Origin of the sequence: Vibrio nigripulchritudo (assembly GCF_027924785.1) — a bacterium.
GTDB classification, from domain to species: Bacteria; Pseudomonadota; Gammaproteobacteria; order Enterobacterales; family Vibrionaceae; genus Vibrio; species Vibrio nigripulchritudo.
Genome location: NZ_AP027049.1, coordinates 388,179 through 409,537, shown reverse-complemented (window position 1 = coordinate 409,537; position 21,359 = coordinate 388,179). Strand labels below are relative to the sequence as shown.

Genomic DNA, 21,359 nt, shown 5'->3' with positions numbered 1-21,359 from the left:
CTTATTTATGCAGGTTAGCCCTTTAAAACAATTCAACAATCACACCGTTAAAAAGCGAACCGCCAAAACAGATGTGATTCCACAACCAAATACGATTCAGCTGGCACCCATTGAACTTAAGCATGCACCGATCATACTAAAGCGCATGAGCAAAGACATTTGCCAAGCGTTGAACTGCTCTCCGATAAACTCCATTGAAAGTGCTCAGAATTACATCTTAGAAAACAGTGGCAAGCCACATACTCGGCAAGGGGTATTTCATAGCGAGTTTGGCCTCATCGGCTGCGCGGGCTACTACCTACACACTGACCAGCGACAACCTCATGCCTTTATCTATTACTGGATATCCGCTCCCTACCAACGTAAAGGCTTTGCTTCATTAGCCATCGAACAGCTTATCCACCAACTCAAGCAGCAAGGCATAACCCAGCTGTATGCCGATGTGTTCGACAACAATTATGCTTCTCAAAACTTACTGCAAAGCTTTGGTTTTAAGCGGCAAGAAAAGCCGGTTCGTCTTGAACCTAGAATAATTTTTCGGTTTGAGAGGAGAATTTGAAGCTAACAAAAGTTGATTGGAAATAGGAAATGTAATTGGTAAAGAAGAGTCGGTAAAGCGTGCTCTACCGATCCTCAAAAGAAAGCGAGTCTCCGGACTTCGGCTTCCTGACAGCTAACCGCGACCTCCGTCCCCACTTCCCTCGCAATCTCTCTCAAAGCTTGCTTTGCTAATGTCGCTCGCCTTAAAAAGCGTAAAACAGCTTAAAATCACGCCTAAACACTGGGAATTTACCTAATAACTCACTGGATTTGATACAGATGTCGACAGAAAGATGCATTGTTAAAGATTGTCTTGGTTGCCTTTTTAGACTGACTGTCCCTATTTTAACCAGTCAGAACGCAGATAATGGCAGAACTTTAAACTGTGGCCAATTTCACTTGACCACTACAAATCGCGCTCTCTTCACAGGGGGTCGTTCGACACCGGCTATTGGTTGTCTAACTCTACTCTTCGCCTACGCCGCTTTTCATGCACGCTCTTTTTTCTCCTTCCCACCAATCTCTGATTGCCTTCATAACGTTTTCGTTTATGTCCTGTAGGGTTTTTGCATCCTGCTCATATAAATTGCTCTGCGCGTGGACATAGTGGGAGAATACGCCACCCAGGTGTGAGTCCTTTATCCCCTTTATTTCCTGTATTATTTTCTCATGGTTACTTCTCTGTGCCGTACCTTTGAAATAATACGCTTCGACGCGTCCTAAGGTGGTTTTATCCATACCGAACTGGAAGTGTTTAGAGAGGCTCTCAAAGATCAGCAAATACCCCCCTTTTTCTTTCTCTTCCAGAAGACTTTTATAGTGTTCGAGGATCTCTTCACGGCACGTGTTTGTCCCGTCATAGATACCAAATTCGTCGTCAGTACTCTGCATCACGGTTCTCTCCATGGCCGCTTTCCTGTGCGTCACTGACGGCCCGTCGCCCTTGCAGGTTAGGTTGTGCGATAGATCTAGGAGAATCTTCACTAATGGTATGCCGGTACGATCTCGCTTCCGGTTTTCTTCGCTTAACATGGCTATCACGCTTTTTCCTTCATAGTAGATGGGAACGGCTTCTTCGGCATTGCACAGTGTGTCAACACCGCCTGTGGCACGCAAGCATTTTCGTAGGGCATCCATCCCAGAGTTACACGTCGCAGAATGCACAAGGTCGCACTTGTATTTTTCGGATATACTGTTCATCTTACTAGTCCAGGCTTCTTCGTATACTTTGTCTATCTTAGCCATCAGACTTGGTTCTTTCACATTTAGAAGTGCAAGTATTATCAGGTTGCTTTCAGTCAGGTTATCCAGTTGCCGCACCAGTTGCCGTATGAATTCACTGGTCGGGACTGGGCTTTTCTCATTAATCTCTCCCATTTTCAGAATCAGTTTCTCGAGTTGACCTAATTTGTTTATCCCCTTCCCAACTCGTCGCATGAACGGACGCCATTGCTCTGGAGGGTTGACCGCTGCGCAAGCAGCTAGGAGTGTGGATCCGTAGGCAGCCACCCTTACTAGCGCGGCACGTATATTACTGTTAGCGTAGTCATCATATGTGAGACGCTCCCCCTCATTGCCCTTTGGTGTCCAGCTTTCGTTAAACAAACCTATGGTATAATCCTGAGGGAGAAGGCCTGGCCAGATCCGCACTGCGCTACCCACATCCCCGATAGTAGGATTAACAAACCCAAAGCTCGCTCTATTGGCCAGTGACTTTGACGCACCATGTCGCCCATGGTAGTCACTTCTCAATAAGTCCGTCAGGTCACTCACGCTGAGATTTAGGGCTTTAAGTTTCCCTTTCCATTTGCGTGGCTCTAACACTAGGCAGGGGTATGTCTCAAAGCCCTCAGGTGTCTGAACCACCTCAAATTTTGATCTCACCTCTCTTTCGTCATCCCCCAAGTGCAGCATACATGTTTTCACGGTCTTACGCGTCATATTGAGCATTTCCACCTTGTACTCACCTGTTACTTCTACAAGGAGGTCTAACCCCTCAGCTATAGTTCCCTCCAGGTCCACGGAGACGCTCTCTTTTTTGTGCGGTCTCCCCTCGGCGCTCACAGACTCGTCTATGATCGATGGCATGGGTGCACGTTCGGTCCGGAGTAGTCGCCGCACGGTTGCTAACTGCACCAAATTCGGCTTAACCCCCCCGCTTTGGGTCCCCACATAGTCTTCAACTTCTTTCTCCCTAAGGACCAAGATCCCCACACCCCTGTTTTCTAGTACCAAACCGCTCCGCACTTTACCTGGTTCGGTTTTGCTTATGCTATTCACAGCAGCCACATCGCTGAGGGGCTCTTCTTCACCTTCCAACTTCCATACGGATACCCCCCAGTCACAGCTGCTTTTGTCTGTTATGACGATGTTCGCACGTTCTATACTCGGTAATGTGTCTTTTAAATCCTTCTCCACGTCTTTCAATAAAAGGGCGCGCGACCCGTGCTCATTTTCTCCCGGAAACCTGCTGTATCCAGAGTAAACTGTACCCTTCATAGGTGTTTTCTCCCCGGCGGTGGGTGTCTTATCGTCCCTTAGCCGGGGCGTTAGATCCCGCATTAATAGAGGGTTATACAGTTTTTTGGTTCCGGCACCGGTGTTCCAGCCGATCGGCGCGTTTTTCTTATGCCCAAGGTCTAGTATCCCTAGGCTTTCCGCTTGCCTTGCCAGACAATTTTCACCGTCACCGCATTCTTTGATCACCCATTGTATAGCGATTTCGAGTTCTCTCTCTATTCTGCGATCGACGCACAGTTTTCCCGCCGCACGTTGCTCCATCGTTCTTTCCCCCTGCTCTATATAATCCACGTATTCCTCCAATCACTATTGATGTACACTATCTGCTTCACGTATGCCACCCAGCCACAGGATCCTATTCAATCATGGTTCCCAGTCCGACAGGGTTATCGCGTTGTCTAAACAAGGAGGTTCTCCCTTGCGCCCCACATCAAGTCAGCATTTATTCTTCTGTATCAGGTAGTTAGGTTTCCCCCCTTCGGAGTTTCGATTGCTGTTTCGTCTCTCCCTGAGGGGGCCTCCCGGATGACCCATTCCCAATTACCAGTCTTCCTCACAGCCTGCACTTCCCCCTAACGTTTCAGATCCTGAGGAGTGTCCCTCAAAATAGTTAGACACCCACTCAAACCCACAGGCATCTCCCCCAACCACTCAGCCCCTATAAAACCCCTGAAGGTCAAATTGGGTGTCTAATCCTTTTCCTATCGTGCTGTTAAACACCTGCGTGACCACTTGCTCTAATGCGATGGTGACGCCGCTTTTTACCCACCTAAGCCACCGTGTTACATAACCCGCAATGCACTCAGGTGAGGCACCTTGCTCGTAAAGCCGCTGGATTTTTGTAAGGTGGTTAGCAATGGTTTTCCACGCTAGGTTTAATGTGTTTTTGGGTTTATCTTCTGCTTTGCCACCGATGCAATAGCCGAGAAAATCAATCCCGTTATCTGGCACTTTGCCTTGGTAGGTTTTACAAGGGTGAATGGTTTGCTTTACCTCGTCTAAACAGCGATACATCCGCTTTTTTAGTTGGTAGCGGGTACGGCATAAAATTAACCAGCCATCGACAAAGCAAAACTTTTAAACCACGTATTTTTTACAAAAGCAGGCAACCCCTAACTGCGTTATCTATAGGGTTACCTTAGTGACCTGTCCGCATGATTAATTGGGTTGTTTTGTGAGAAATCTGGGGGAAGTAATGTTTAGGATAAAATCAGTTATTGTTAGAGAATGAAGTGGTTGTAAATAAGTACCCATTTGGTGCCTATTACTCAACGATTTAGTGGCTTACAAAAAAGTGGACTGATGCCGAATCAATACCTAAATAGAACAACTTGGTTGTCATCTGTCGCTTTTCAGAACCGACCACTATGACAACCACCAAATACAGATAAATCGTGGAGCACTTAACCAAATAGATGGCGGTGTTGAAGGGACAGTCTCCATGATATTGGCTACTCGATATTATCGATCCTGCCGTTCACTCCAGCCTTTAATAATCTGGTGAAGTTGTTTTACCCCGTCTGTCAGCGCAGCTGGTCCGGGTTGCAGAATGTCACTTGAATTGATTTCATACACTTCATCATTTTGAATGGCGGGAATGTTCTGCCAGCCCTCTCGCTGAGTCAGTTTGTCTTTTTGGAAACGGCGACCACACCAGGAGGCGATGATAATGTCGGGCTGTTTTTCTATCACCTGTTCAGGGTTTTCGATGATTCTGTTTTTGGCTAACGATTCTTTGGCAAACTCCTGATAACAGTCGATGCCACCAGCGAGTTCCACCAGCTCACTCACCCAGGTGATGCCAGTAATTAATGGATCGAACCACTCTTCAAAATACACTCTCGGTTTGTGAGTGAGCGAATCAGCGCTTGCCTTAATTTCAGCCAGCCCTTGGGTAAGTTCCTGTACTAACTTTTCGCCTTTTTGAGGTTCACCGATAAGCGCGCTAAGCGTTCGTATCATTTGCAGCGTGTCACTTAAAGTTCGGTGATTAAAGCAGTGCACATCGACGCCCTGCTTGACCAGGTCGCGAACAATGTCTGCCTGCATGTCCGAAAATGCGAGAACCAAATCCGGTTTGAGATCCATGATTTTCTCGATACGTGCATTCACAAAAGCTGAAACTTTGGGCTTTTCACGTTTGGCTCTCTCGGGGCGCACTGTGTAGGCAGAAACACCGACAATTCTGTCTTCTTCTCCCATCAGGTAAAGCGCTTCGGTGGTTTCCTCTGTCAGGCATATGATTCGTTTTGGCCATTGCGGCGCAGGGATTGGCATCGGGTCCGCCTACTCGTGTTAGTGGATATTAGGTAATTGAATTATAGGGAAGTTTTGAACGAGTTAAACCCAGACTTTGGTAAGGAAATTTAGCGGATAACCGTAAGCACTAAACCCGCGGGCTATTCCGCTGCATACTATTTAGGATGAGTTGCTAATTTTCTTATCTTTTTCGTCTTGCGCTACTTTCGTACTGCCATCGGCTACCTTGATTCTTGTGTCTCCAACGACCAGTTCGGTTTCTTTTTTCATGATCTCTGCCAACTGGCTGTTCATCTCTCTCGCTAACCCGACAAACTCACTAGTCGACGCAGAATTAACATCAAACTGTCTGGCTTTTTCTGCCATTTCTTGCTGGTGCCTTTTCTCTTCGAACTCCATTTGAGCCAGTTTGACTTCTTTCTCCATCTGATACTGTTTAATTCGCTCTTCCCGTTCACGCTCTCTGTCTTTGTAGGTTTCATCTTCTTCTTTACCCACAGAAGCCTCACGAATAACCATAATAAGCGCCATTACAACCGGGGCAATCATACCCACCACTGGCGTAAACGCTTCCACTTCAAGGAAATAGCCAGACATACAGGTAATAAGTACTAACACCACTGTTGTAGGCATTGCCCACCTTCCAACAAGCACCATAACCACTTCCTGAGGCTTTGATCGGTCTTTTGCTTTGGTGTGCTCCTCCTCTTCTAAGTCTTTAAGTTCTTGCTCTATACGCTCTAAATCATCAAGATCTTTGTCTGACATGCATCCCCCTACAATTGAAAGGACTGATTTAACTAGCCACTGTTATTATTTGCGACGCTATAAATTGCACCGATCGGCGACACGTATTGCATAATTTGAAACAACGACTAATCCTAAAAGCCACCGATACCACTCTGGAAACTCAGAGATAAGGGTGAACCCGGGAAGAATGTAGTCCCGGACTACAGGTATAAAACTTAAGATAAAAGGCAGGCAGAAAATCATCGTCAACCATTCGCTTTGCCAGCCGAAACCTACGCTCGTCTGGTCGATTAGCCGAATTTTTGCTTCTGCCCGAGCACGCTGGATTTTTTTGTGACTGACCAACCGTTCAAGCAACGTTGCTTTGCAAACTTTGTATACGCTCCAAGCCATAATGCTCCTCACTTATTCTGCATACGTTTAACTTGTAATGTGCCCGTGTATGGGCACTGCCGTTCCTAGAACGAGACTTTTAAGCCCACTTGAAAAAGGTCAAACTCACCAAACTCTTCAATTGAACCATCAATTAGAATACTGTCATCAACTTGGTAGCCCAATCCAAAACCAACTCCTAAATGCGATGTACTTCTTTTGAGTAAACGTTCAGTAGAGGATGAACTGATCTTAAAATTTGCAAATGTGGGGGATAGATAGACAAAAAACTGCTCTGTCACATCATGCTGTAGACGAATACCTGAAGATGCAAAACGTTCAAGTTTCGTGGTTTCATCATTACTATTATCATCTCCCAAACCAGTGCCCAGCTTAATTTCTGGCGTGATTGAAAAGTTGTTCTTGAGTTTATTTTCATATCCGATAGATATGACCAAAGTATCGAGTTTGGTCTCATCAAATGAGATTTTTGAGACAGAGCTTCCTAAGACTAAGTTGGAATCTTCGGCATAAGATGTCACTGCAAAAATCGATAAGAACAAGGCATAAATTAAACGCATAAACCACTCCTTTGTTGATAGCTATGGGTAGAAAGCTTCTATTTGAAGGGGCTTAAAGCGCCTTCAACAACTTTCTACCTTGAATCTAATTCAACTCTGGAGCGCTTACTCGGCTTGAGAAATGCAATAGTCTGCGAAATTATCTAGATTTCATAAAATCTCTAATACTTAAAGAAAAAGCTTACCAGCTTAGAAGTGACCAGCATTTAGCCCTGCAAATAGATTCAAAACACTCGGCACCAGTCAATAGTATGTTTTTTATCAGTATGAGTTTTTTCTCTAAGTCGGGCTTACAGCGAATCAATACACAAAGCGTATGCTTGATGTATCTATAACCTTTTAGTCATACCTGTTCCTTAAATTGATATGAATATCCATTATTTCAATGCGTGTATTTATGGTTAGCCATTAAACTACTTTAGGGATAGATCGCATCCAAGAACATGGAGAGACTGGTTATGACGATTTCACTGTTAGTTGGTACAACAAATATAGATGGAACGGGATCTGCGGCAGATTTAACGGCGGAGAATGCTACTCAAGCCATTGAAGGTGCAGGGAGCTCACACGATGTATGGGGAGTTGATCTTGTAAACTTCATGGGTCATGAGGGAAATTCCTCTCATGAAGAATTCAATACTGTCCAAGCATCGGTGGTCAGTTGGGGTAAAAAGGGCTACAAAGAGGCAAAAGTAGAAGGTGATGTCGACGGTGTCTTCCTCGCTAATTTCGTTGATGTTCATGTGTCACTGGACAATGAATCAGGTTCCTATGTGAGCATTGAAAATGCCAAACGCGGATATGTAGAAACATCTTCAGGGGATGATGATGTCTTTATTACGGTACGATCGAACAATAACCTTTGGAGCAACCACTTTGACGTAAAAACGGGCGAAGGTAATGACCGTATATCCATGTGGGATGCCGGGGGTTCACAGTATACAAGCCTGAATATTGATGCTGGAAGCGGGCATGACATTGTTGATATCAGCAGGTTACGAGATGCCGACCCAGGCGTTACAAGGATTGTGGATGGTGGAGAAGGCTTCGATGTGTATGTAAAAGGTGGCTCTCATACTTCTGTTGATTTCAAAAACTTTGAAGTTATTGAGGTCAATTATGCCGACGATTTTCACGTCGAACTTACGTTAGAAGATTTGAGTAAGAATGGGCAGGGCGAGCATGGACTGATCATTGATGCGGTCACCTTTAATATTGAAGATGCTGACCGCATGGAAAAAAGTGCCCTTACCGACTCGGATAAACTTTACCTGCACGATCATGGATATTCCGGCGAGGCTTTTGTCAAAGTCGATGTTTTTGACGATTTTTCAATACCTGATTCGCACTACACCATCTTCGTCTATGACGATATCCTTGCTTAGGATCTCAGGGGTAAAAAACAAAACGCCAGTGATGCGAAAAGCATTTACGCTTTAGCATCGCTGACGTTTTTACGTTCAATTGGTCAGTTACAACACTCGCAGACACTTCTCTGGTGGCAGGCTCAGCAACGTGTTGGCGAAGTTGATTTTCTCGTCACGCCACTTCATCGCCGCTTCATGACTGTCTTTTGATCTTCTGTCTGCTTCAAAGTAACTGTGTTGTGGCAAACCGTCGGCTGGCGTCATAACCATAGACTGCTCATTCACTCGCATAGTAAAGAGGAATTGACCTCGTTGACCCGATTGCGCGCCAGGATGGTGAAGCGTGGTATCACAACAGTAGCGCTTATCGCGCAGTGCACGACAGGTGTATTCGAATGCGTCTTGCGTACCGCGCCCAGGGAAAGAAGTATAAATACTGATGCCGTCGCGCTGTAATGCTCCCGACCCTGCACTCAGTTCAACCGCGTATTGCACCAGCCTAAATCCGAGAACCAACCCTCCGATGCTGTTGATCCCACTGAATTGAATCGCACCAGCTAAGCTCAGGCGCAGTCGATCTTCATTCTCATACAGATAAAGATCTGGGGATGCCCAGTCACTCTGAGGAATAAGTAGCTTGGTGATGTCAGATTGGTCCATTTCGGTCTCCGCTATTATTACGCGTTGGTGATGTTTGTTACTAACTTTATACGAATAAGAACCATTATCAATAATGTATCTGAAAAAACCGGAGATTGGATCCCGCTTCTTTTGCCTGTCCCACGCTTTTCTTTGACTGCTCTACTGCTTAAGGCATTTCGAGACGTCGAAGCACTTCAAAACCCAACAAACAAAGGATTAGGCAAATGGTAATCAACGTATGAATGGTGAAGAGTTGAAAACTCAGCCAGTTAAACTACTTTTATTAAATATATCTAATTTTATAGTATGAGTTTTATTATATTAATTTCACTGCAACTAATTCCATCAAATGAAGTAGAAAAACGTACGGTAACCAATTTGTCATACCCTCGCCCTATATTGAGATGAATGTCTCTTTCACACATTTCCTAACGCAAAATTAACAAATAGACTCCACTTCGAAACATGTCGTTTCACTTAAATGGAGGTTATTGTTATGAAAGATGTACTGTTGGTCGGCACTACAAATTTAGATAGCACAGGAACAGCCGGAAATTTAACAGTTGAAAATGCGACACAGGCGATCATAGGTACAGGTTGGTCGTTCGGGTTAGATGAAGGTGTTGATCTAGCCAATTACGATTGGGGACACGGCGGTAAAATCTACGCCAGAACAGAGGAATGGGACAAAGGTAATTACAAAGAGGCGAAAATCGAAGGGGATTCGAGCTGCGTTTACCTTGAAAACTTTGTGGATGTGAATGTCTCTCTGAATAACTACTGTGGCTCTAAAGTTTTTATCAATAACTCTAAACGCGGCGATATCGAGACGGGTTGTGGTCACGATAAAATCTATATTTCCGTTCAATCCAACAACAGTCTTTGGGAAAACGATTTTGATATTTCAACCGGAGCGGGAAATGACGTTATCAAAATGGTGGACAGCAACAATTCTCATCTGACTGATGTCACCATCAATGCCGGCTCTGGGCATGATTTCGTTGATATTTCAAAACTGAAGAACGCGGAAGACGGCATTGTGCGCGACGTCGACGGGGGTTCAGGCTTCGACAAGTTTGTATTTGGTACGGATGATTCCGTCGATTTCAAAAACTTCGAAGTGATTGTCGGCACTGCGCAAACCTCGAATTTTAATCTTACGTCTGAACATTTAAAAAACAATGGCTTTGATCAGTATGGGCTTGTTGTGACAGGTTCAAACTTTGCGTTAGAAGGGGTCGATTCGGTTTCACATTCCGAATTGAGCGAGACTCAGGAAGCCTATCTCAACTGGCTGGGTTACGACGATGACGAATATTCAGCGCTGACTGTTTTTGATGGAAGTGACACTTACACCATTCTTACCGATAGCTGCTGTGACGTGATGGTTTAACGTTCTTCAAACCTGAATAGCACTTCAAAATCACATCATATATACAAATCCAGGCTGCACCCTTTGTGCACCTGGATTTTCTTCAAAATTTAGAGTCTGTTGTTCTTAGGGTTTGCTGACTTAGTTTTACAGTGTCAGCAACCAGACATCGACGACGCCTTTAAAGGCTTGGTTGAATTGATAAAGAGTCAGAAAGGTCAGCCAGGCTAACATCATCAGTTCAAGTATTCGCATTGGTTCTCCTTGTGCCTAAGTAACCTGAACTCGGGATAACTTAGGGTTAAGTTTTTATTCTCAAGGAGGAAATTTTAAAAGAGACTCTGAGTGGTAATCTTTGCTAATGCAACGAGATTTATGGTGAATTTGCTTATTTCATCGACAAATGAATCAATCAAACTTCTTGGCAACTTCCGCAGCTTTACTACCGAGTTCTGCAAAATTGGCGGTCCCTTTTTCCATTATCTTCTGAGCCTGTTCGATCACCTGAACGTATTTAGGATCACCGGTAGCCAAAAGCTCTGAGAGCGCAACACCAATGGCTGTTGTACTCATGGTATTCAGGTTACGCAGGTTATCAGCCGCGTCCTGAACCGCGATTGCGGTCGACTGTGCCACCGACTGCTTTGCTTTATCTGTTGTACTTTCACTCGCCATACCCTGCCCTTATACTGACTAGCCACCTTTCTTGAGGATTAAGGCACAGGCGGTTGAGGTTGAGGCGTTGGCAACGGTTTGCATTCCCTGTTGAGTGGTTACCGCATTTTGCATGTGTAACCCCATGGTGTCTGACATGGCGGAGTCGGCAAGCTGTACTATCATGTCCGACACTTGTTCCAGCTCTTTCTTACCATCGTCGCTCATTGATGCTCTCCAAAAAAGAAAAGGCCAATCAAAGAGGGATGGCCTAAATGGGGTATTAGGGTCTGTTGACCATAGGGATAAGCTTTATTCGCTATCTTTCTCGACGATTTCTTCCGTTGCCCGGCTAAGAGCAGCTGTGCCGATGGCGGTGAGTGCATTCACCCCTTGCACGGTTGCTGCCTGCATTCCAATATTCGCCTGCTGCTGAGCATTGGTGGCGTTATTATTCAGGTTCGACATTGCCAATCCCATGGAGGTATACAAGTTACCCATGGCGTTTGAAGGCGAACTTGCCAGCACCTGAGTATTAGTCTGGGTGACAGAATCGGTGATCTGCTCGTTTACTTTTACTTCGTCTTTAGATTTTGGCATTTCTAGACTCCATTATTCACTTGGTAACAACTGCTGCAGTTGTTGGTTAATTTTTCCCATTTCTTGCTCTAGCAAACCTTCAACGTTGCTGAGCATGCTGTTGACTTCCGTTTCGATCTTCTCGACCGACTCTTCCGGATCAGACACTTTGAACTGCGCTTGCGATTTAGCGATCATCGCCTGAACTTCCTGCTGTTGCTCACGAGTAAACGCTTCTATCTGCTCCAACTGCTTGTTTACGTCAAAGTTCAGAGCATTTTCACTGCCCATTTTTTCATTACTCACCGCTGTCTCCTTTGTCTTTCTTCAGAAATCCCAGAAGACTAAACTTGCCTTTCTTTTCCTCGGCGGGTTCTACGGGCTCTGCTGCGATTTCTGGCTCTTCATCGTGCCCCATTTTCAATGCCCGTGAACCAGGCATTGGCTGGGGGTTAGCCGCTGGTTGAGGAGCTGGATTGGGCGCTGAATCCTGAACTACCGGAGCGGGTCTTACCTGAGTTTGTAAAAGCCTGGCGCAGGCATTGGTGACTGACGCCGCCGTCGTCATTTGAGATTGCTGCTGGCTGGTGACCGCGTTATGCATAGACAAACCCAGCGTATCTGCCAGAGTGGTTTCCAGCAGGCTGGTAGGCTGAACGGAAAAAGCCTGAAGCGTGTTAAATTCGTCTATTGTCTGGCTTGAGACTTCATGCTCAAACTCATTTTCAAATCGCGTATCCTGCTCTTCCATGTTCACTCCTGTTTACGCTTAAGTTATGCATGTCATAAGACGGTTTTGTGATTACAAGGCAACACTCAGCAATCACATTTACTGAGCCTGATCCTGTAGAACGGTAGCAACCTTCTCCCCGACCACACCAAAGTTTTCGGCACCGTTGGTGACGACTCGCTGAGCTTGATCGATGATCTCAAAGTATTTGGTGTCACCGGTTTCCAACATCTGACTTAGTGCGGTGCCAATTGCTGTCGTGCTCAGGGTGTTTAGGTTTCTTAAGTTGTCTGTGGCATCAGCCAGTGCGATTGCCGAAGACTGTGCCACCGACTGGTTGGCGGCATTAAACGCCGAGTTATCTTGATCCGGTGGGGAATTGATGTCTTTCATATTCAAGTCTCCTTAGAATGCACCTTTGCCATCGTTTTCAGGCAAAGGTGCTTTCTGCATTACGCGTCTTTCTCGATAATGCCTTCAGCGCTTCGACCAATGACCGAGCTACCGATAGACATAAGAGAGTTAACGCCCTGCACCGTTGCTGCTTGCATGGTAATTTGCGCTTGCTGCTGACCTGCTGTGGCATTGTGAGCGGCTGTGCCCAGCGCCTGGCTGGTAGACATAAGCAAGTTACCCATTGCCATGGCTGGTGTTTCACCCACAACTTTAGTGTTTACCTGAGTAACCGAATCGGTCACTTGACCGTTGACTGTTGTCGGTGCTGTTGCTGCGTCTGACATACGTTCATCCTTTTAATACGTTAATTGAAGAAATTGCGAATCGAGCTAAGGATTAACCTTTCTCAATGATGCCTTCTGCACCACGACCAATCACAGATGAACCGATCGCCATCAGTGAGTTCACACCCTGCACCGTTGCTGCCTGCATGGTGATTTGCGCTTGCTGCTGCGCTGCCGTTGCGTTGTGGGCGGCGTTGCTCAACGCGTGGCTGGTAGACATAAGCAGGTTGCCCATTGCCATTGCTGGTGTTTCACCCACGACTTTTGTATTAACTTGAGTGACCGAATCAGTCACTTGTGCGTTTACAGTATCAGCCATAATAATCTCCTAGTTTTCTATTGATTAAGCTGCTGGTTGAGGTTCTAAAATCAGTTCAACACTGCGTCCGACCACTGCTGTGCCAGTGGCAAACAGCGAGTTCACGCCTTGAATGGTTGAAGTCTGATGTACCAATTGGGCCTGCTGGTTTGCCCCCGTGCTATTGTGTGCAGAAATGCCCATTGCATGGCTGGTAGCAAGCAACAGGTTTCCTTCTGCCATAGCAGGCGTTTCACCGACCACAGAGGTATTTACTTGCGTTACAGAATCTGTAACGGCTCCGTTCACTGACATAGTTAGTGCTCCTTTTGATGAAGAGACACACCAAAGTGCGCCTCAGAACCGGCTAAGATCCTTTGGCGGCAATCGAATAAATCAATCCAGACCCCAGTGCCGTATTGGTGATCAATATGGTTTGGATCTGTTGCTGCGCGTGAGTGGCGTTTTCTGACGCTTTCCCCAGAGAGTCTGCAACCATGTTGAGATGCATATTTCTTGAGGTCACCGGCGAAAACTCACGCAGCATTTTTTCTATATCGATTTCCATTCAATGAATCTTTGTGTCCGTTCTTGCTTCTCATATTAAGCACTCAGCTGGGTTTCAACTTGGCGAAACCGACGGACTATCGAGGGGTTTGAATCAATCCTTTCTAGACGGCTAAAGAGAATTGAGGACGTTGTCTGTTTTGAGCCCGATACTGGCGAGGCGTGCATCCGGCATACCGTTTAAACATTTTTTCAAAATGACTGAGATCGCCAAAGCCAGATTGCAGGCAGACATCGGTGACTTTAAGCATGGGTGACGCATCAAAGAGCTGTTTGGCACGTTGAATGCGTACCCGAACCAAAATGCCTTTAAAAGACAAATTCAGGTGCTCCCGAAACAGGAAAGACAGGTGTGAAGGGCTGGTGTAAGAGGCAGAAGCCATGTCCGTCAGTTTGATCGATTCTGTGTAGTTTTCCCCGAGGTAAATCAGTGCTTTCTTCAATGCTGGGTGAAGGTTTTCCAACCTCTCAAACCTTTTTTCTAAGATGGTTTCAAATATATCGTATGAACAGTCGGTCTTTTTAATTACACCGACGGACAACACATCCTGTTCGGTAATTTCCCCATAACTGCAGGAGGCAAGCAACACCAAAAGGCTTCGAAGCTGGGTGAGATTTCCTGGCCAATGATATTGATTGAGAAGGTATTGAGCACCCTCCGTAATGGAAATACCTTCTTGCAGATCAAATTTTTTCATGACATGGGTAATGAGTTCTGGAATATCCCCCTTTCTCTCACTAAGAGGTGAAATATTAATCTCCATATACGGTATATTGCATTCTAAAAGAACACTGAGAAAAGCATTGCTTTCTTTTAATGAATATATTGACGTGTTACATGAAACCATTAATGAAACATTCTGTTTATTTAATTTTTCTTGGTAGCCATCAATGGTAAAAGCATAAATTAGAAAATCCTGAATTTCTCGGGAGAGTTCATCAATATCTTCGAGTAATAACGTACCTGACTGAGCATCTGTTATCGCTTTCTTCAGATAGAGTTTGTATACATCTGGGCTACTAAAATTAGGAGAAAGCCGAATCAGTTTTCCATTAATATTCAGCCTATTATCATGAATATACTGAGCTACTTCCGTTTTCTCTGTGCCCTTTTCCCCCGTAATAAACACAGACACGTTCATTTCTTTGGCAAACTGTATTTGCTGCTTGGTTCTCAGAGCCGATGCCGATGTTCCAATTATGGGGAATTGTTCTTGTTGGTGTTTCACCAAATCATGTTCTTCTGAAATACAAGATGACGTTTTTATTACTCTCGATGTCGTGTTCAAAATTAATTCCTTTTTATTTAGCCAATTACGTTGAACACACATCCTAGTTGGGTAACTTATTAAAATATTGGTGTATATTACGATCTTTACGAGCCATTCTATGCCGAGAATATGTATATAATCTCGATCAAACAAAAAACTGAGACGACAAATTAATCAAAAACTGTAATAAGGTTTAATATATAAAACACTTACTTAAATAAAATCAGTCATATATTCATTAAGCATGAAGTATTTAAGGTCCGTTAGAATTTATTACATAAGTAATAGAAACTTACTCTGTTAATATTTTTAAATATTAACAGAACAGATAAATATAATAGTTTTATCAATTAAACCGTACTCCTTACGTATTTAAGCTCGATAACTTTACTCACCGTTCTATTGATTCATTAGCCACACTGCTATTTAATACCTCTTCACCATCATCAGAAAGGAATCCACATGGCAGATAAACAAACCTTGGTTTCAGCTAACGACGCACTGCCAGGTCGCGATGCACCGTTGAGCGTTGAAGCGACGCACTTTGTTAACCAAACCAACATTTTCGACAAGCCGACTGAAAGCCAGCAAGAAGTAATATTTGGCTTAGGCTGTTTTTGGGGAGCAGAGCGTCTTTTCTGGAAACTTGAAGGTGTTGTCTCAACATCGGTAGGTTATGCGGGGGGCTTTACTCAAAACCCAACCTATGAAGAAGTCTGTACCGGACAAACTGGTCATACAGAAGTGGTGCGCGTGGTATTCGACCCGCAGGTTATCTCGTTTAAAGCTTTGCTACAGGCATTCTGGGAAAATCACGATCCAACTCAGGGGATGCGTCAGGGCAATGACCTCGGTACTCAGTATCGCAGCGCAATTTACGTGACCAGTGAAGAGCAAATGATGTTAGCGGTGGATTCAAAGCTGGAATATCAAAAAGCCTTATCAGCCGAGCAGCGTGATGACATTACTACAGAAGTATTGCCAGCACCGACATACTTTTATGCCGAAACCTACCACCAGCAATATTTAGCGAAGAACCCACAGGGCTACTGTGGCTTGGGTGGTACAGGTGTGTGCTTCCCGCCAGAAAGCTAAAAGGTAGCTTAAGCGGCAAATCCAGAAAGGGAGTCGATGATCGCATTGACTTCCTTCATCACTTCAAGCATTTCTTTGTTTTTGATGTCAGGTAGTAACACCTTGCCCTGTTCGAAATAGAACATCCCTATTCCCGCGATGCTGAACGATCCCTTGAACAGAATTTTGACGAACTTAGCTATCTGTCTTGGATGATAGTGCTTAAATACCCGTTCCATGATTCCCTCCATCCCTTTTTTGACGCTTTTACCATCTGTGATGAGTTTGTGTGTTCAAATTTGCAAAATTGGAGCCAAGTATTCGCTTAATAGAACGAATTTGGGCTAACCTGTGAATGCGGACACGTTAACTTGAGTACCCTGCTTTTAAATCAGCGACTTACTTTAGCACCCGCAACAACCATAACTAAATACTCATTAATGAAATCAGCCGGATAACATGATGAAAATAAAACTGCTCTCCACCCTAGTGCTTGCTGCTGCCCCGATAATGGGCATGGCGCACACCATTGAAGTGGGCAAGAATTTGCCTTCTGCCACCGTTTCCAGCCACGGAGAACTGATGCTGAATGGTGACAAAATTGAATACTCAGAATGGTCGACTGGCAATCTGAATGGCAAAGTGCGAGTCATTCAGGCGATTGCAGGTCGCTCCAGTTCGAAAAAGATGAATGCGCCTTTAATGGCAGCCATTACCGAAGCGAAGTTTCCACGAGATTCATACCAGACCACGACCATCATCAATCAGGATGATGCTATGTGGGGAACAGGATCTTTTGTGAAATCTTCCGCTGAAGACAGTAAGAAAGAGTTTTCCTGGTCGTCCATTATTCTGGACAAGAAAGGGGCGGTTGCCAGTACCTGGGAACTTCAGGAAGAAAGCTCTGCCATTGCAGTGATCGACAAAGCAGGACAAGTGCTGTTTGTGAAAGAAGGATCGCTCAGTCAGGATGAAATCGCCAAGGTGATTGAACTGGTTAAAGCCAGCCTTTAATCCCCTAATAGAAAAGAGCGCCTTATACTCACAAAAGGCGCTCTTTTATTGTATTGACTCGATCAGCGGCGGTCTTCTCGGTAACAGGTGACATCCACTTCCACTTTCACATCCACCACCAAATCACACACCATGCAAATGCGCGCCGGAGGATGTTCGCCAAAGAACTCTTTAAATACTTTGTTGAACGACTGGAAGTAACGTGAATCCGTTAGCACGACTTTCACGTGAACCACATCTTCAAGCCCGTAACCGGCTTCTGTCATGATATCGACGCAGTTTTGAATCGCCAGACGAGACTGATCCACAATGCCGCCTTCAACCACCTCGCCATCCGTCATCGGCGTTTGACCAGACACATACAAGAAACCACCCGCCTCTGTTGCTCTTGCAAACGGAAGGTGCTGACCACCTGTGCCTGTGCCGCCTTCAACGCCATAACGTTTAATTGTCATAATACTCTCCAGTTTTGATACTTCGAGGGCAAATCCCTCATCATTATTTATTTCGATATAACATTCGACCATGCCGCGTTGTCGCGACCTGTCCGTTTTGGTATGAAATCTTGCCATTCACCATCACAAGGTGAATGCCTCTTGCTGCTGCGACTGGGTTTTCAAACGTCGCTTCGTCTTTAATCTGGCTTGGGTCAAACAACACCAGATCGGCAAAGTTACCTTCTTTGATTTCCCCACGCTGAGATAGCCCAAACCGCTTCGCTGACATGCCCGTCATTTTATGAACAGCGGTAGGCAGCGAGAACAGCTGTCTCTCTCGAGAATAATGGCCCAACACTTTAGGGAACGTCCCCCAAAGCCTTGGGTGCGGGTGAGGATCGTTAGGTAAACCGTCAGACCCCACCATAGATAACCGATATTTCAGCACACGCTCAACGTCATCTTCATCCATGCAGTGGTAAACTGCACCCGCTGGCTGAAGGGCTTTAGCCGCATCCATCAGAGACAGATCCAACTCACTAGCGATGTCTTTCAGCATTCGCCCTGCTAAATCCGGACGTGGATCCGACCAGGTAATAAAGATATCAAAGTCACTAGTCACCTGTTTGAGATCAAGAGTGGAAGAACTGGCAGAATACGGATAGCAGTCGCAACACACATCCTGATGCTTAGCGGTATGATCCATCAGCTCTAGCACCTCAACTGTGCGACCCCAGTTGCCTGCCCCAGCGCATTTCAGGTGAGAAATCACCACCGGCACTTTGGCATGCTTCCCGGTTCGAAAAGCTTCGTCCATCGCCTCCAGAATCTGCTCAAACTCGGTTCTCATGTGCGTCGTATAAATGCCGCCAAATTCCGCCAGCTCTTCAGCCAATGCCATCACTTCTTCCGTGGGCGCCTGCTTCGCACTGGCGTAAGCTAAACCGGAACTGAGCCCTATAGCCCCTTCTGCCATGGCTTGATGAAGCGTATTTTTCATCGCGGCAACTTCATCACCAGACGCCGGGCGATGAAGTTCATCCATCACATTATTACGAAGCGTTGTATGACCAACCAGTGCAGCCACGTTAACCGCAGGAATCGCAGCCTCTACGGCTTCGGCGTAGGATTTAAATGTGGGATAGACAAAGTCTGACTGCTTACCCAGAAGATTCATTGGATCGGGCGGCTCGCCACTTAATACAGCTGGTGATGCGCTGATACCGCAGTTGCCCACAATCACCGTTGTGACACCCTGACTGATCTTTGGCAGGCAGTCCGGATAGCGGATCACGTTGGTATCATCATGGGTATGAACATCCACAAATCCGGGTGACAACACCAGATTCTGTCCGTCGATCAGAGTGATCGCCTGTGCGTTGGCAAGATCTCCTATCGCTGCGATCTTCTCGTTATGTATGGCGACATCAGCGCTGTATCCATCCACTCCTGTCCCGTCGATCAGATGGACATTTCTGAACACCACATCGTAGTGCATTTAGGTTCCCCTGTAGGCTCCGTGTTTATTTCTAACATTCCGAATACAGTGAAACGAAGAGACCATATCGATTTGCTACGTCTTCTGGCACTTACGCTCTGCACACAAAAAATAGAAAGTTAAAACAGCAAGTTAAATCAACACCAACATTCAGGTTAATACGTGAATATCAATGAACTCGCCTCAGCATGAATCCGATATTAGGAGTAATGAATTTACCAAACAGTGAGAATACGCACAGTTTATTAAAGCTTGTGTGATACTTTCTATCACAACAAAATGCAAAGATCGCGATAACGTAAAGTTCTCACAGGTGTTTTGACCTTGTTAGAAAAAATAGGATGCGGAAAGAGAAATCATGAAGAGTGTTACAAATTACCAAGACATACTGGATAACGTCGGTACTAAAGGGGTTTGGGTTCAATCCAATGAATCTGGAAAATACAGCCTGATCGACGAAGAGATCATGTTGCCCGCTGCCGTTATCAAGCATTCTGCCGTTCGTAACAATCTTCAATGGATGCAGTCCTTCGCTGATCAGCATTTGGTGAAACTGGCACCTCACGGAAAAACGACGATGAGCCCTGCACTGTTCAAACAACAATTGGAAGCAGGCGCATGGGGAATTACTGTCGCAAACATTCAGCAGGCATGGGTCGCATTTGAAGCCGGAGCGAAACGCATCCTGCTTGCAAATCAGTTAGTGGGAAAAGCAAACATGGCGCGTGCTTCTCAGCTTCTAGAGAACCCAGACATTGAATTGTATTGCTGCGTCGATTCACAAGACAACATTGAGCAGTTGAGCCAGTATTTCAACGGTCGCCAGCAAGAGATCAATTTGCTGATCGAATATGGCATGGCAGGAGGACGTTGTGGCGTTCGCCACCCAGAAACTATGCAGCAACTGGCTGGATTGATCCACGAGTTACCGGGCGTTGAACTTCATGGTGTCGAATTCTATGAAGGTGCAATTCATCATTGTGAAGATTCTGAACGCCGCATTCGCTACTTTATTGGCAGTGCTGTGGAACTGGCTTTGTCTTTCAAGCAGCAAGGGTTAATTAAACGTCAGTGCCCGATTCTTACAGGTGCTGGGTCTGCCTGGTATGACGTGGTTTCCGAGTGCTTTATGCATCAGTCCTACCTCACCACGGTTATCCGCCCTGGGTGCTACCTTATCCACGACACAGGCATCTATCAGGATGCACAGCAAAAAGTGATCGACCGCAGTGCACGGGACAACAGCGTAGCGTGCCACATGGGAAGCGACTTAACTTCTTCACTGGAAATGTGGGCGTATGTGATTTCTACTCCTGAACCGGGAAAAGCCATTGTAGGGTTAGGCAAACGGGACGTGGCATTTGATGCCGGTCTGCCAACCCCAGTGAGACGTTATCGCAACGGCGAGTTGCTGGATATCACGGGGCTAAAAGCAACAGATATCATGGATCAACATACTTATGTATCGACTCCAGAAGACAGTAACCTGAAAGTGGGCGATATTGTGGTGTTTTCTACTTCTCACCCTTGCTTAACGTTTGATAAGTGGCGCTATGTATGTGTGTGTGACGATGACTATCAAGTAACGCATCTGGTGGAAACTCAGTTCTAAAACATACGCCTGTATCACAATGAATATCTTTACGTCATGAGAACGACAAGGCAAACTGAAACACCTTTTGAACAACGTGGAAACGAAAACAATGACGAAAGTTCTACATACAGATTCTGCCCCTGCTGCAATTGGTCCTTACGTACAAGGTGTTGATTTAGGCAACATGGTACTGACTTCTGGTCAGATCCCTGTAATTCCGGCAACGGGTGAAGTGCCAGAAGACATCGAATCTCAGGCGCGTCAGTCTCTTGAAAACGTAAAAGCAGTGGTTGAATCTTCAGGTTTGACTGTAGCTGACATCGTAAAACTGACTGTATTTGTTAAAGACCTGAACGACTTCGGTACGGTAAACGAAGTGTACGGCAAATTCTTCGACGAACACGACGTAGCAAACTACCCAGCACGTTCTTGTGTAGAAGTGGCTCGTCTGCCAAAAGACGTAAAAATTGAAATTGAAGCGATTGCCGTTCGTAAGTAAC

At 45.5% G+C, this 21,359-nt stretch carries 28 protein-coding genes; 7 read left to right on the top strand and 21 right to left on the bottom strand.

The window, feature by feature from the left end:
- The first annotated feature begins 7 nt into the window (after nucleotides 1-7).
- A complete protein-coding gene (locus tag QMG91_RS02125) occupies nucleotides 8-559 on the top strand; it encodes a GNAT family N-acetyltransferase (RefSeq protein ID WP_281828602.1) in 552 nt (183 codons plus the stop codon).
- A 446-nt stretch (nucleotides 560-1,005) separates the two neighbouring features.
- On the opposite strand, the gene QMG91_RS02120 is transcribed toward QMG91_RS02125, so the two are convergent.
- The 6 genes from QMG91_RS02120 to QMG91_RS02095 form a co-directional block, all read right to left on the bottom strand.
- Nucleotides 1,006-3,351 carry a hypothetical protein gene (locus QMG91_RS02120; RefSeq protein WP_281828600.1) on the bottom strand — a complete coding sequence of 782 codons (2,346 nt, stop codon included), beginning with the start codon at nucleotides 3,349-3,351 and terminating at the stop codon, nucleotides 1,006-1,008.
- Nucleotides 3,352-3,711: 360 nt separating this feature from the next.
- On the bottom strand, nucleotides 3,712-4,074 hold the full coding sequence (locus QMG91_RS02115) for a hypothetical protein (RefSeq protein ID WP_281828598.1): 363 nt from the start codon (nucleotides 4,072-4,074) through the stop codon (nucleotides 3,712-3,714).
- Between the two features lie 447 nt (nucleotides 4,075-4,521).
- Nucleotides 4,522-5,337, bottom strand: coding sequence for a cobalamin-binding protein (locus QMG91_RS02110; RefSeq protein ID WP_281828596.1), 816 nt, complete (start codon nucleotides 5,335-5,337; stop codon nucleotides 4,522-4,524).
- Between the two features lie 141 nt (nucleotides 5,338-5,478).
- Nucleotides 5,479-6,087, bottom strand: coding sequence for a hypothetical protein (locus QMG91_RS02105; RefSeq protein ID WP_281828593.1), 609 nt, complete (start codon nucleotides 6,085-6,087; stop codon nucleotides 5,479-5,481).
- Nucleotides 6,088-6,144: 57 nt separating this feature from the next.
- Nucleotides 6,145-6,462, bottom strand: a complete 318-nt coding sequence (locus tag QMG91_RS02100) for a hypothetical protein (RefSeq protein ID WP_051841906.1) — start codon at nucleotides 6,460-6,462, stop codon at nucleotides 6,145-6,147.
- 65 nt (nucleotides 6,463-6,527) lie between these two features.
- Nucleotides 6,528-7,022 (bottom strand): outer membrane beta-barrel protein, encoded by a 495-nt coding sequence (locus QMG91_RS02095; RefSeq protein WP_281828590.1) that lies wholly within the window; start codon nucleotides 7,020-7,022, stop codon nucleotides 6,528-6,530.
- Between the two features lie 458 nt (nucleotides 7,023-7,480).
- Between QMG91_RS02095 and QMG91_RS02090 the strand changes: the two genes are divergently transcribed.
- Nucleotides 7,481-8,407 carry a hypothetical protein gene (locus tag QMG91_RS02090; protein ID WP_004398390.1) on the top strand — a complete coding sequence of 309 codons (927 nt, stop codon included), beginning with the start codon at nucleotides 7,481-7,483 and terminating at the stop codon, nucleotides 8,405-8,407.
- A gap of 87 nt (nucleotides 8,408-8,494) precedes the next feature.
- Here QMG91_RS02090 and QMG91_RS02085 read toward each other — a convergent pair whose 3' ends face one another.
- The gene (locus QMG91_RS02085) at nucleotides 8,495-9,049 is read right to left on the bottom strand and encodes a hypothetical protein (protein ID WP_004398391.1); all 555 of its coding nucleotides are present in this window, start codon (nucleotides 9,047-9,049) and stop codon (nucleotides 8,495-8,497) included.
- A gap of 478 nt (nucleotides 9,050-9,527) precedes the next feature.
- On the opposite strand from QMG91_RS02085, the gene QMG91_RS02080 reads away from it, so the two are divergent.
- On the top strand, nucleotides 9,528-10,424 hold the full coding sequence (locus QMG91_RS02080; protein WP_281828587.1) for a hypothetical protein: 897 nt from the start codon (nucleotides 9,528-9,530) through the stop codon (nucleotides 10,422-10,424).
- Nucleotides 10,425-10,811: 387 nt separating this feature from the next.
- On the opposite strand, the gene QMG91_RS02075 is transcribed toward QMG91_RS02080, so the two are convergent.
- The 11 genes from QMG91_RS02075 to QMG91_RS02025 form a co-directional block, all read right to left on the bottom strand.
- Nucleotides 10,812-11,078, bottom strand: coding sequence for a hypothetical protein (locus tag QMG91_RS02075; RefSeq protein ID WP_004398395.1), 267 nt, complete (start codon nucleotides 11,076-11,078; stop codon nucleotides 10,812-10,814).
- Between the two features lie 18 nt (nucleotides 11,079-11,096).
- Nucleotides 11,097-11,285, bottom strand: a complete 189-nt coding sequence (locus QMG91_RS02070; RefSeq protein ID WP_004398396.1) for a RebB family R body protein — start codon at nucleotides 11,283-11,285, stop codon at nucleotides 11,097-11,099.
- Between the two features lie 84 nt (nucleotides 11,286-11,369).
- A complete protein-coding gene (locus tag QMG91_RS02065; protein WP_004398397.1) occupies nucleotides 11,370-11,657 on the bottom strand; it encodes a RebB family R body protein in 288 nt (95 codons plus the stop codon).
- Between the two features lie 12 nt (nucleotides 11,658-11,669).
- The gene (locus QMG91_RS02060; RefSeq protein ID WP_022611523.1) at nucleotides 11,670-11,942 is read right to left on the bottom strand and encodes a hypothetical protein; all 273 of its coding nucleotides are present in this window, start codon (nucleotides 11,940-11,942) and stop codon (nucleotides 11,670-11,672) included.
- Nucleotides 11,935-12,387 (bottom strand): RebB family R body protein, encoded by a 453-nt coding sequence (locus tag QMG91_RS02055; RefSeq protein ID WP_281828582.1) that lies wholly within the window; start codon nucleotides 12,385-12,387, stop codon nucleotides 11,935-11,937. The genes QMG91_RS02060 and QMG91_RS02055 overlap by 8 nt, the downstream gene beginning before the upstream one ends.
- A 78-nt stretch (nucleotides 12,388-12,465) precedes the next feature.
- Nucleotides 12,466-12,759, bottom strand: a complete 294-nt coding sequence (locus tag QMG91_RS02050; RefSeq protein WP_004398400.1) for a hypothetical protein — start codon at nucleotides 12,757-12,759, stop codon at nucleotides 12,466-12,468.
- 59 nt (nucleotides 12,760-12,818) lie between these two features.
- Nucleotides 12,819-13,106, bottom strand: coding sequence for a RebB family R body protein (locus QMG91_RS02045; protein WP_022590738.1), 288 nt, complete (start codon nucleotides 13,104-13,106; stop codon nucleotides 12,819-12,821).
- Nucleotides 13,107-13,158: 52 nt separating this feature from the next.
- On the bottom strand, nucleotides 13,159-13,425 hold the full coding sequence (locus QMG91_RS02040; protein WP_004398402.1) for a RebB family R body protein: 267 nt from the start codon (nucleotides 13,423-13,425) through the stop codon (nucleotides 13,159-13,161).
- Between the two features lie 24 nt (nucleotides 13,426-13,449).
- A complete protein-coding gene (locus QMG91_RS02035; RefSeq protein WP_004398403.1) occupies nucleotides 13,450-13,719 on the bottom strand; it encodes a RebB family R body protein in 270 nt (89 codons plus the stop codon).
- A 52-nt stretch (nucleotides 13,720-13,771) separates the two neighbouring features.
- A complete protein-coding gene (locus QMG91_RS02030) occupies nucleotides 13,772-13,972 on the bottom strand; it encodes a RebB family R body protein (RefSeq protein ID WP_004398404.1) in 201 nt (66 codons plus the stop codon).
- Nucleotides 13,973-14,075: 103 nt separating this feature from the next.
- Complete coding sequence (locus QMG91_RS02025) at nucleotides 14,076-15,302, bottom strand: AraC family transcriptional regulator (protein ID WP_281828577.1); 1,227 nt, start codon at nucleotides 15,300-15,302, stop codon at nucleotides 14,076-14,078.
- Between the two features lie 402 nt (nucleotides 15,303-15,704).
- On the opposite strand from QMG91_RS02025, the gene msrA reads away from it, so the two are divergent.
- Nucleotides 15,705-16,337, top strand: coding sequence for a peptide-methionine (S)-S-oxide reductase MsrA (gene msrA, locus QMG91_RS02020; RefSeq protein ID WP_004398406.1), 633 nt, complete (start codon nucleotides 15,705-15,707; stop codon nucleotides 16,335-16,337).
- A gap of 8 nt (nucleotides 16,338-16,345) precedes the next feature.
- Here msrA and QMG91_RS02015 read toward each other — a convergent pair whose 3' ends face one another.
- Nucleotides 16,346-16,555: a DUF1107 domain-containing protein gene (locus QMG91_RS02015; RefSeq protein ID WP_281828575.1), complete on the bottom strand. Its 210-nt coding sequence runs from the start codon at nucleotides 16,553-16,555 to the stop codon at nucleotides 16,346-16,348.
- A 223-nt stretch (nucleotides 16,556-16,778) separates the two neighbouring features.
- On the opposite strand from QMG91_RS02015, the gene QMG91_RS02010 reads away from it, so the two are divergent.
- Entirely contained in the window at nucleotides 16,779-17,330 is a 552-nt protein-coding gene (locus tag QMG91_RS02010) for a YtfJ family protein (protein ID WP_281830427.1), read from the top strand.
- A gap of 62 nt (nucleotides 17,331-17,392) precedes the next feature.
- Here QMG91_RS02010 and QMG91_RS02005 read toward each other — a convergent pair whose 3' ends face one another.
- Nucleotides 17,393-17,785, bottom strand: a complete 393-nt coding sequence (locus QMG91_RS02005) for a RidA family protein (RefSeq protein ID WP_004398409.1) — start codon at nucleotides 17,783-17,785, stop codon at nucleotides 17,393-17,395.
- Between the two features lie 43 nt (nucleotides 17,786-17,828).
- The gene (locus tag QMG91_RS02000; protein ID WP_281828573.1) at nucleotides 17,829-19,265 is read right to left on the bottom strand and encodes an N-acyl-D-amino-acid deacylase family protein; all 1,437 of its coding nucleotides are present in this window, start codon (nucleotides 19,263-19,265) and stop codon (nucleotides 17,829-17,831) included.
- A 358-nt stretch (nucleotides 19,266-19,623) separates the two neighbouring features.
- On the opposite strand from QMG91_RS02000, the gene QMG91_RS01995 reads away from it, so the two are divergent.
- Together QMG91_RS01995 and QMG91_RS01990 are read left to right on the top strand one after the other, a co-directional pair.
- On the top strand, nucleotides 19,624-20,877 hold the full coding sequence (locus tag QMG91_RS01995) for an amino acid deaminase (RefSeq protein WP_281828571.1): 1,254 nt from the start codon (nucleotides 19,624-19,626) through the stop codon (nucleotides 20,875-20,877).
- Between the two features lie 91 nt (nucleotides 20,878-20,968).
- Entirely contained in the window at nucleotides 20,969-21,358 is a 390-nt protein-coding gene (locus tag QMG91_RS01990) for a RidA family protein (RefSeq protein WP_004398412.1), read from the top strand.
- Nucleotide 21,359 lies beyond the last annotated feature (1 nt).